Consider the following 11221-nt stretch of genomic DNA (forward strand, 5'->3'; position numbering starts at 1 on the left):
TTTATAATGCACTACGGGTAATGAATTATTTTTTTTATTTATTAATACTACAAAGTTAGATGCTTAAAAGGTTTTAATTAATTGATGTAGGTTAATAAAAGCTTTATTCATAAAAAAAACTATTTTTGTTCAACTCAAATTTGAACAATGAATCCGGGAACTATTCTACTTTTATTCGTTTTTGCCTATTTTATCGGGCTTTTAGTCATCTCTTATTTTACAAGCCGTAACTCGGACAACCAGTCTTTTTTCATCGGAAACAAGAAAAGTAAGTGGTGGCTGGTGGCATTTGGGATGATTGGAACGTCACTTTCGGGTGTGACTTTTATCTCGGTTCCGGGAACGGTGGGAAAACTTTTGGGTGGCGAAAATCCGTTTGGCGGTTTCGAATATTATATGATGGTGATTGGGTTTTTCATTGGTTACTTCATCGTTGCGGGGATTCTGCTCCCACTCTATTACCGAATGAATCTGACCTCGATTTATACTTATTTGGGGAAACGTTTCAATGTGGAGGCGCATAAAATCGGTTCTGTGTTTTTCATTATTTCGAGAGCGATTGGAGCGACGGCGAGGTTATATTTGGTTGTGAATATTCTTCAGATTTTCCTTTTGGAAGCGCTTGATGTTCCTTTTTGGGTAACGGCTTTTGTGTTGCTTTTGATGATTTTGCTTTACACGTTTGAAGGTGGTGTGAAAACGATTGTAATTACGGATACGCTACAAACGTCATTTATGATTATCAGTTTGATTGCCTGCATTGTTTATATTTTATCTAATCTTAATCTGTCTTTTGGAGAAGCGTTCTCTATCCTGGAACAGAAGCAATACACGCATTTTATCAATACAGATGTGAATTCTAAAACATTTTTCCTGAAAACGATTCTGGGCGGAATGTTCATTACGATTGCAATGACAGGTCTTGACCAAGAAATGATGCAGAAAAATATCTCGGTGGATAACCTGAAAAACTCGAAAAAGAATATGCTGACTTTTGCCGGAACTTTGCTTTTTGTGAATCTGGCGTTCTTATTTTTAGGAGGTTTGCTTTATCTTTTTGCGATGCAACACGGCGCAGATTACGGACAAATCTCGACGATGGTTGACGGAAAAGAAGTGATTACGAATACTTTTGGCTTCAAGGATTCGGCGGGTCAAATTAAAAATATAATGGGTGACGACTTGTTCCCTGCTCTATCGCTACAAGGGCATTTTCCGATGGCGCTTTCTGTGATTTTCATCATCGGTTTGATTTCAGCGTTGTTTCCTTCTGCTGATGGTGCTTTGACGGCGGTTACGAGTTCTTATTGTGTAGATTTATTAAACCTGAACGAAGACCAGAAAAAAACCGAGAAGCAAAAGAAACATCTGAGAATGAAAGTTCATTTAACTTTCACAGTGATTTTCTTTGTCCTGATAATGGTTTTCAAAGCGATTAATGACAAATCGATTGTTTATCTGATTATGGAAATTGCAGGTTATACTTACGGTCCTTTGTTGGGATTATTTGCTTTCGGAATTTTGACGAAGTACCAAATCACGAAGAAATATTCCATTTTGGCGGTGACGATTTTGGCGCCTGTGATGACTTATCTGATTAATTATCTGGTGACGAATAATACAGATTACAGAATTGGTGTGGAGCTGATTATCCTGAATGGGTTTTTGACTTTTGTTGGGTTGTGGATGGTGAGGTCTGAGAATGTTAAAAATATTGTTAATACTTAATAAATCAACCTCTTTATTTTATCTTAATATGCCTATTTCAGAACAAAAATTAAATGATTTTTTCCTTGAAGATTATGAAAAGATATCAGAACAGGAAAAATTTTATCATTATTCAAGTTTTGAAACAAGTATAAATAATATTATACTTCAGCAATCATTAAAATTTTCAAATCCAATAGAATTTAATGACCCATTTGATTGTAGCGAAAAACTCTTAAATATTAGATTTAATCCAAGCCATATAGATGAAGTATTAAAACAAAACCATTCTCAATACAATCGAAAAGATAGAAGAAGTTTAAAAATTAAAGAAATCAAAAGACAACAAAATGCGATAATGAAAGAAAAACGAGAAGAATTTAAAATCTGTTGTTTTTCTGGAAAGAATGATAATGTATTAATGTGGTCACATTATGCAGAGAAACATAATGGAATTTGTTGTGGATTTAAATTTCCAGTTAATATTCCAAAAAAGTTTGCTATCAAGCCTGTTCGTTATCAAAAAAGTGTTAATAAACTTGAAGGTGAAGCCAATTTAGATAAAATAGTTCTTTATTGGTTAACTACAAAATCTCAAATCTGGGATTATGAAGATGAGTATAGAGCAATTAGTATTTCAAAAAAGCCATCAATCAGCTATGAATTTATTAATTACGATTTAAAATATTTAAAAGAGATTATTTTTGGCTGTAATGTTAAAGAAAAACAGATTAATGCTACAATAAAGAAATTAAAAAAAGAAATTCCAATAAAGCAAATAGAGTTCAAGCGAGCATATCTAAATACTCCCGATTTTAATATAAAAATCGAAAATATATAAATTCCAAATGAAAACCCACACAACCAATTACACCACTACTTTGATAGAAATCGCGGAAGATTCTCCGGTTTTGGCATCGGTAATTCCGGTGGTGAAAAATGAGAAAAAGACGATTGCCCATTATCAATACGAGAAGCTTACTAAACATCCTCTAAAATATCTGCCTCATATTTTGCTTTAATTAACAAAGAGTTCGTGAGCTGTATGTCCAAGCTTTGAATTAGATTTTGTTAATGAATGCTTATTGATTTATCAATTTGAGAGGCATCATTATTGTTGCGAAAAAGCTTTATCATTGTTTTATGAAAAAGATTTTCGCCCTCACATTTCTTATTATTTCGACCTTATTTTTCAGTCAAGAAAAACGTCCGGTTTTGGATATTATGCTGACCAATTATCAATATCCTTACGATGTTCATTTTTTGACTTTTAAAAGTCAGAATCAGGATTTGAAAATGGCTTATATGGACATCAAACCAGAAAAACCCAATGGAAAAACAGTTGTTCTGCTTCACGGAAAAAACTTCAATGGAGCCTATTGGAAAACAACGATTCAAGCTTTGACAAAAGATGGCTATCGGGTGGTTGTTCCTGACCAAATTGGATTCGGAAAGTCATCAAAACCCACAGATTATCAATTCAGTTTTCAGCAATTGGCTCAAAATACGAAAGCGATTTTAGATGAATTGAAATTGGATAAAATTTATCTTCTGGGACATTCGATGGGTGGAATGCTGGCGACAAGATTTACATTAATGTATCCGGAAACGGTTGAGAAATTAATCCTGGAAAATCCAATTGGGCTGGAAGACTGGAAATTGGTTGCGCCTTATGCATCTATCGATAAGAATTATCAAACCGAACTAAAAGCCGATTACGAATCTACCAAAAAATATCAAAACGGATTCTATTACGACAACAAATGGAAACCAGAATATGACGAATGGGTTTATCTTTTAACAGGCTGGATAAAAGCTCCAGATTATCCAAAAGTTGCTTTGGTAAACGCTAAAACTTCGGATATGATTTTCACACAGCCAGTGGTTTATGAATTTCAAAATCTGAAGGTTCCAACCTTATTAATTATCGGAACAAGAGACAGAACAGCCATTGGAAAAGCCAATGTAAAAGATCCGAAAATAGCTGAAACGATGGGACGATACGACTTATTGGGAAAAGCTACTCAACAAAAAATAAAAGGTTCAAAATTGGTAGAAATCGACAATGTAGGACATCTCCCTCACATCGAGGTTTTTGACCAATTCATCAAACCTGTCAAAGAATTTTTGAAATAAAATATTTAAAATGAAAAAAAGATTAATTAAAAATACAGATTTAGAAATTGCTCCAATCAATTTTGGAGGTAATGTTTTTGGATGGACTTTGGATGAAAAAGAATCATTCAATATTTTGAATAAATTCACAGAAGGTGGATTCAACTTCATCGATACAGCCGACACTTATTCTTGGTGGGTTAATGGAAAAGGCGGACAATCCGAAGAAATCATCGGAAAATGGATGAAGGAAAGAAAAAATCGTCAGGATATTGTGCTCGCAACAAAAGTAGGTTCTGAAACCAAAGAACACGGCTTCGACATCAGTAAAAAACATATTTTGAAATCTGTTGATGAATCTTTGAAACGTCTTGGAACAGACCACATCGATTTGTATTACACGCATTTTGATGATAACAAAACTCCTGTGGAGGAAACTTTATCAGCTTATGACGAAATTGTGAGAGCCGGAAAAGTAAGATATATTGCCGCGTCCAATGTTTCTCCGGAAAGATTAATTGAATCTTTTGAAGTCGCTGAGAAAAATAATTTTACAAAATATGTAGCACTTCAGCCACATTATAATTTGGTAGAAAGAGAAAAATTTGAGACAGAATATGCGCCTTTAGTAGAAAAATTTGGATTAAGTGCATTCCCTTACTGGTCTTTGGCAGCAGGTTTCCTAACAGGAAAATACAGAACAGAAGCTGATTTTGAAACAACAGCAAGAGGTGGCGGAATCAAGAAATATTTTGATGATAAAGGTAAAGCAGTTTTAGCAGCGTTGGATAAAGTTTCTGAAAAGCACCAGTCTCAACCCGCAACAGTTGCTTTAGCTTGGTTGTTAGCAAATCCATTAATTACAGCTCCAATCGTAAGCGCGACCAGCGAAAGACAATTGCAGACCATTTTCGATGCTCCGAAGTTAGAATTAGATTCGGAGGATTTGGAAATTCTTAATCAAGCTTCAAAATAATCAATGATAGAAGAACAATCGAAACTGAGTAAAGCTCAGGTTCTGGGAATGGCTGTCGTAGCAGGAATTTGTGTTTCAAATATCTACTATGCACAGCCAATTCTGCATGAGATTGCAGAAACTTTCAAAGTCACAGAAAGCAAAATGGGAATTATGGTCGGCTTGGGACAAGTCGGTTACGGCGCAGGATTACTGACTTTAGTTCCATTAGGCGACAAAGTCAATCGTAAGAATTTAATTCTGATTTTGCTGTCGATATTATTCTGTATTCTTGCAGCAATCGGACTAGTTTCCAATTATTATTTCATCTTTTTATTTAGTTTATTATTGGGTTTGACCGCTGTGGCAGCGCAAGTTATCTTACCAATGGCAGCCGAATTATCAGGTAATGAAAAAGGAAAAAATGTCGGGATTATTTTCACAGGAATCCTTGTCGGAATTTTGATGGCAAGAGTTTTCAGTGGTTATATTTCTGAATGGAGCAATTGGAAAATGGTGTATTATATCTCGGCAGGGTTTTCGATTTTTTCTTTAGCTTTTGTCTATTTCAAATTACCGAATGTAAAACCCACGTTCAAAGACTCGTATTTTAAATTAATTTCATCATCGTTTTATCAATTAAAACGATTTCCGCAACTAAGATTATTAGCATTAATGGGCGGAATTGCGTTCTCCATTTTTTGCTCATTTTGGACAACATTGACATTTCTTTTGGTAGAAAAACCTTACAATTATAGTTCTGATACCATCGGACTTTTCGGAATGCTGGGAATTGCAGGCGCTTTAGTCGCACCAATGATTGGAAAAGCTTCTGACAAAGGAGGTTCCGGGAAAACACAATTGATTGCAAGTATTATTTTGTTAGCAGGTTCGGTTATTATTCTTCTGTTCCCCAATTATTTAATATCAATTATTTTGGCTGTAATTTTTATCGACGTTGGTGTTCAATCTATTCAAGTGACGAATGTTGCTTTGATTTACAGATTAGACCAAAAAGCGAACAGCAGAATCAATACGATTTATATGACTTCTTATTTTGCTGGCGGTGCGATTGGAACTTTTATTGGCTTAAAATGTTGGGAAACCGGAGGATGGCATTATGTTGGAATTCAACTCGTTGCTTTTAGTTTAATTGTATTTTTAATGAATCTCTTTAAAGCAATAAAATCAAATTAATAAAATGAAAATATGAAACGTTCAATCACATTATTAACATTATTTTTAGGATTAAATCTTACAATAGCTCAAAACTTAAAACCCATTGTTTACAAAGACGGTGAACAAAAACTAAATGGATTAGTAACGTCCAATGCAGGAAAAAAGCTTCCCGGCGTTTTGATTCTTCCCGCTTGGAAAGGCATCGATAATGAAGCAAAAAACGCAGCAACCGAATTACAAAAACAAGGTTACATCGCATTTGTTGCTGATATCTATGGCGAAGGAAATATCCCTGCTGACAATGCCGCAGCGGCAAAAATTGCAGGAAGCTATAAACAGGATTACAAAGCTTATCAGCAAAGGATTTCGGTAGCTTTGGAAGAGTTAAAAAAACAGGGCGCTAATCCTGAAAAAATAGCGGTTATTGGTTATTGTTTTGGCGGAACCGGTGCTTTGGAAACGGCAAGAGCAGGATTTCCAGTTTCCGGAGTAGTTTCCATTCACGGTGGATTGGCAAAAGGTAATGATCGATTAAATGTTCCGATAAAAACCAAAGTTCTGGTAGAACATCCTGCTGATGACGAAAATGTAAAACCGGAAGATTTAACCAACTTAATTACGGAACTGAAAACCGGAAAAACAGATTTTCAAATCATCACTTACGCCAATTCCAAACATACTTTTACCAATCCAGAATCTCCGGATTATAACGAAGTAATGGCAAAACGCGCTTGGAATCATACCTTGACTTTCCTTAAAGAATTTTTAAAATAATCTCAACTAAAAATCAATTGATTTCCCCGACCCTAAAGGGAGTCAATTGATTTTCTTACTCCCTTTAGGGTTGGGGCAAAAAGAAAATCAATTATTTTTTGATGAGCAATGAAATGATATCCTGCACCACTTTCTGAGAAACAAAATTCATAAAATCCAATCTTTCCAGATGCGGCAAAAATAACTTAGAAGTTACTTCTTCGTTACCAATTCTAATCGTATAAAAAACAGTTCCAACATCTTTCCCATCTTCGCCTTTTCCAGGACCGGCAACGCCCGTTGTAGAAACCGAAATATCTGTTTTAAACAAATCCTGACAGCCAATCGCCATTTCTGATGCCACTTGCTCACTCACCACTGTGAATTCTTCAACTGTTTTCGGATTAACATTCAAAAGATCGATTTTCTTTTGAGTCGCATATGTTACAACGCTTCCCAAAAAATAACTGGAGCTTCCGGAAACGGATGTAATCAAATGTGCCAATTCTCCACCAGTACAACTCTCCGCAACTGAGATGGTCAGTTTTTTGTCGGATAAAATTTCGCCAAGAATTTTTTCAATTTTATCTTCCTGAGTCGCGATGATGTTTCCTCCAATCAAAGGAAATAATTTTGTGATTTCGTTTTCTAATTCTGCATTCAGCAATTTTTGTGAATTTCCGGAAGCTGTTAATCTTAATTTGACTCTTGTTCCAACTGGCAAATAAGATAAACTGATATGTTTTGGTAAAGCCAATTCCCATTCTTCAATGGTTTCTGACAAAATACTTTCCGGAATATCGACCACAGAAACAATTCTAGTCACGATATGACTCAGCGATAATTTTTCTTTCAGAAATGGAATAATTTGGTCTTTGACTAAAGGTTTTACTTCGTAAGGAACACCCGGCAAACTGAAACAATAAGTTGCATTTTTTTCCAAAATCATACAAGGAGCAGTTCCGAAATAATTGAGGAAAATCTTTGCTTTGGACAAAACCATTGCTTGGTCTTTGTTATGTTCCAGAATCCAAAGTCGGTTTCTTTTTTCGAGATAAGCTCGGAGATGTTCATAGATTTCGTCAGAGAAAATCATTTCATCTTCGAAGAAATCAGCATAAGCTTTTTTGGTAATATCATCTTTCGTTGGACCCAATCCGCCGGTTGTAAAAACCACATCAGACATTTCAAAAGCTCTTCCTAAGGTGGCAACAATGGCACTTTCCTCATCAGGAATTGTAAATATAGAAAGTACTTTTATCCCTATTTCTTTGAGCTGAGTGGCAATAAAATTGGAATTGGTATCAACGGTATTTCCCGAAAGAATTTCGTCACCGATAGTAATCAGAACTGCTGTTTTCATAGAGACAAATCTCGGAAATATTTTATATTTTCAACCACATAGACACATAGTTTTTTTAGATTAAATAGAGACGTTAATGACTATGTTATTTTATAAAAATTGATTTATCTCTATGTGCCTGTGTGGTTTTATTTTATCTTTGATTAAAACTTACGGATGAACTCTTCTTTCTGGAAAAACTATAGCAACATAATTCTGCTTCTCATCGGAATTTTCATCGGAAGTCTGGTTGGGATTTTCGCACCTGATTTCGTCACTTATCTGAAACCAATTGGCGACATTTTCCTTAATCTATTATTTGTAACCGTTATTCCACTCGTATTTTTTGCGATTGTTTCTGCCATTTCTGGTATCGAACAACAAAATCAATTGGGCAAAATCATTGGAACAATGGCTTTGACTTTCTTGAGTTTTATATTGATTTCGGCAACGTTTTGTATTATTATGGTTTACTTTTTCCCAATCGAAACGCCGAAAAACATCAGCGAAACCATCTCAGAAAATCTTCAGAATAACGCCAGCATCAATGACCAGATTGTAGGTTTCTTCACTGTCAGCGAGTTCTATCATTTGTTCTCGAGACAGAATATGTTAGCATTGCTAGTCTTCTCTTTTTTAGTTGGAATTTCCATTAGGAAGTCAGGAGAAAAAGGAAAACTGTTCCAAAACTTCATCCTATCCGGAAACGAAGTGATGAAACAGCTTTTGTTATTGATAATGAAAGTTGCACCGATTGGATTAGGCGCTTACTTTGCTTATCAAGTCGGAACGATTGGACCTCAACTTTTTGGATTTTATGCCAAACCTTTGGGATTGTATTATATCGCTGGAACTATTTATTTCATTGTATTCTTCAGTCTTTATGCTTTCATTTGGAAATCTGGAAATGGTGTGAAAGCCTTTTGGAAAGAAAGCCTTTTGCCAACTGCAACTGCTATCAGTACTTGCAGTAGTTTGGCAACAATGCCAGTCGCTATTGAATCTGCAAAAAGAATGGGCGTTCCTGCTTCTATTGCCAATGTTGTAATTCCAATTGGAATTACGATTCACAAAAATGGTTCGTCTATTTCTTCGATTATCAAGATTTATGTCGCTTTCCAATTGCTCGGCTGGAATTTTTTCGAACCAATGAATCTCATAATGGCTCTCGGAATCACTGTTTTCGTAAGCGCCGTCGCTGGCGGAATCCCCAATGGCGGTTATATTGGCGAAATGCTGATGATTTCGGTTTACAAAATTCCACCAGATGTTGTTCCAGCAGTCATTATTATCGGAACTTTGGTAGATCCTTTGGCGACTGTTCTCAATTCTGTTGGGAATATTTTGGCAAGTATGATTGTCTCTAAATTTGTAAAAACCGAAGTTGTTTAAATTTTTTAGGAGCTATTTCCCGCTGTCCACTATATCTTTTTTGTTTTCATAATATTTGTCATTTAATCGAAGCAAGAATCAAGAAAACAAAAAAGGATGCCGTTCCCATCGGGGCTAGTTAGAAATTCGCTGGATTTTTTTAGATGTCGTTACTTCGCACCTTTCGATAGTGGACATATATATTTCTTTCGACATTTCGCCATTTCGTGGCTTGCTAAATCTTTAGCAAACTATTCACTCCGCTTCACAGGCTCCAGAATTTCCAGCTCTTCCGGAGTAAATAATCTATACTGAACTTTAAATGTTTTACCCAAAGGCGTTTCTAGAGAAAATCCACCCGGCCCCCAGCCATCCAAAACATCCAAGGTAAAGTGGGAATATTTCCAATATTCGAACAAGTCGCGGTCTATCCAGAACTCGTGACCATTGATGGTGCCAATCATTGCGTCATTCATTCTTGGGAAATAGCCACCTTTTTCGAAACATTGTGGCTGAGTTCCTTCACAACATCCACCCGCTTGATAAAACATCAGTTCACCGTGTTTTTTTTCTAATTCCCAAATGACTTCTAAAGCTTTTTCGGTTACAGAAAGTCTTGCAATTTTATCTTTGGTTTCCATATTTTTTCTTTTAAAGTTAATAAAAACCCGACAAACAAAATCTGCCGGGCTTAAAACTCAAATAACAATAAATTAATTTTGTCCAGCGATGTCCAGAACGATACGTCCGTCGATTTGTCCGGCTTTCATCTTATCAAAAACATCGTTTATGTCTTCCAGTTTTGCAGAAGTCACAGTTGCTTTTACCAAACCTTCGTTTGCAAAATCTAATGCTTCCTGTAAATCTTTTCTGGTTCCAACAATAGACCCTCTTACAGTAATTCTCTTAAGAACAGTTTCGAAAATCGGAAGTTCGAAAGAACCCGGCGGAAGTCCATTGAGCGCAATCGTTCCTTTTCTTCTCAAAACATCTATCCCTTGTTTGAAAGCAATTGGAGAAACAGCGGTAATCAATGCACCGTGCATTCCTCCAACTTCTTTGTGAAGATAGGTTCCAGGATCGGTTTCTTTGGCATTTACAACTAAATCCGCACCTAGTTTTTTAGCCAATTCCAATTTATCATCCGCAACATCTATTGCTGCCACGTGCATTCCCATTGCTTTCGCATACTGAACAGCAACGTGCCCTAATCCACCGATTCCGGAAATGGCAACCCATTCTCCAGGTTTTGTTTCGGTTTCTTTAAGTCCTTTATAAACTGTTACACCAGCGCAAAGAATCGGAGCGATTTCTAGGAAGTTTACATTATCTTTCAAATGTCCTACATATCTGGAATCTGCAATCACATATTCTGCAAAACCTCCATCTACGCTGTAGCCTCCGTTTTGCTGAGCTTCACACAATGTTTCCCATCCAGTGATACAATAATCGCAGCATCCACAAGCCGAATACAACCAAGGCACTCCAACTGCATCGCCTTCTTTTACCTGAGCTTCCGGTCCGCAGGCCACCACAATTCCTACACCTTCGTGTCCCGGAATCAATGGCATTTTTGGTTTTGCAGGCCAGTCTCCATCTACAGCGTGTAAGTCTGTATGGCAAACACCACAGGCAATTACTTTTACTAATACTTCATAGCGTCCGGGTTCTCTTACCGGAACTTCCATAATTTTCAATGGCTGTCCGTAACCTTGTACAACGGCCGCTTTCATTGTTTTTGGAATCATAATTTAATTTTTTTAATGGTTAATTACTGTTACCTGTTGTGCATTTAGGAA

The 11221-nt window shown here is 36.2% G+C and carries 11 protein-coding genes; 8 read left to right on the plus strand and 3 right to left on the minus strand.

Annotated elements, in window-relative coordinates; all coding sequences use genetic code 11:
- Positions 1-147: 147 nt before the first annotated feature.
- The 7 genes from EGH73_RS08405 to EGH73_RS08430 all read left to right on the plus strand — a co-directional run bounded on the left by EGH73_RS08405 (position 148) and on the right by EGH73_RS08430 (position 6730).
- Positions 148-1728 (plus strand): sodium:solute symporter, encoded by a 1581-nt coding sequence (locus EGH73_RS08405; RefSeq protein ID WP_123281451.1) that lies wholly within the window; start codon positions 148-150, stop codon positions 1726-1728.
- Positions 1729-1756: 28 nt separating this feature from the next.
- Positions 1757-2548, plus strand: coding sequence for a DUF2971 domain-containing protein (locus tag EGH73_RS08410; protein ID WP_184808087.1), 792 nt, complete (start codon positions 1757-1759; stop codon positions 2546-2548).
- Positions 2549-2555: 7 nt separating this feature from the next.
- The gene (locus EGH73_RS14000) at positions 2556-2729 is read left to right on the plus strand and encodes a DUF6157 family protein (protein ID WP_184808088.1); all 174 of its coding nucleotides are present in this window, start codon (positions 2556-2558) and stop codon (positions 2727-2729) included.
- Between the two features lie 121 nt (positions 2730-2850).
- Positions 2851-3843, plus strand: a complete 993-nt coding sequence (locus tag EGH73_RS08415; protein WP_123281457.1) for an alpha/beta fold hydrolase — start codon at positions 2851-2853, stop codon at positions 3841-3843.
- 10 nt (positions 3844-3853) lie between these two features.
- Complete coding sequence (locus EGH73_RS08420; RefSeq protein WP_123281453.1) at positions 3854-4798, plus strand: aldo/keto reductase; 945 nt, start codon at positions 3854-3856, stop codon at positions 4796-4798.
- A 3-nt stretch (positions 4799-4801) separates the two neighbouring features.
- On the plus strand, positions 4802-5974 hold the full coding sequence (locus tag EGH73_RS08425; protein ID WP_245985480.1) for an MFS transporter: 1173 nt from the start codon (positions 4802-4804) through the stop codon (positions 5972-5974).
- A gap of 12 nt (positions 5975-5986) precedes the next feature.
- Positions 5987-6730 carry a dienelactone hydrolase family protein gene (locus EGH73_RS08430; protein ID WP_123281454.1) on the plus strand — a complete coding sequence of 248 codons (744 nt, stop codon included), beginning with the start codon at positions 5987-5989 and terminating at the stop codon, positions 6728-6730.
- Between the two features lie 91 nt (positions 6731-6821).
- Here the strand turns inward: EGH73_RS08430 and EGH73_RS08435 are convergent, their stop codons facing one another.
- Positions 6822-8072, minus strand: a complete 1251-nt coding sequence (locus EGH73_RS08435) for a CinA family nicotinamide mononucleotide deamidase-related protein (protein ID WP_089768416.1) — start codon at positions 8070-8072, stop codon at positions 6822-6824.
- A gap of 156 nt (positions 8073-8228) precedes the next feature.
- On the opposite strand from EGH73_RS08435, the gene EGH73_RS08440 reads away from it, so the two are divergent.
- Positions 8229-9443: a dicarboxylate/amino acid:cation symporter gene (locus EGH73_RS08440; RefSeq protein WP_123281455.1), complete on the plus strand. Its 1215-nt coding sequence runs from the start codon at positions 8229-8231 to the stop codon at positions 9441-9443.
- 230 nt (positions 9444-9673) lie between these two features.
- Here the strand turns inward: EGH73_RS08440 and EGH73_RS08445 are convergent, their stop codons facing one another.
- A complete protein-coding gene (locus EGH73_RS08445) occupies positions 9674-10063 on the minus strand; it encodes a DUF779 domain-containing protein (protein ID WP_089768420.1) in 390 nt (129 codons plus the stop codon).
- 72 nt (positions 10064-10135) lie between these two features.
- Positions 10136-11170, minus strand: coding sequence for an alcohol dehydrogenase AdhP (adhP, locus tag EGH73_RS08450; protein ID WP_123281456.1), 1035 nt, complete (start codon positions 11168-11170; stop codon positions 10136-10138).
- Between the last annotated feature and the right edge of the window lie 51 nt (positions 11171-11221).

It is taken from the genome of Epilithonimonas hominis (assembly GCF_003730015.1).
Lineage (GTDB): Bacteria > Bacteroidota > Bacteroidia > Flavobacteriales > Weeksellaceae > Epilithonimonas > Epilithonimonas hominis.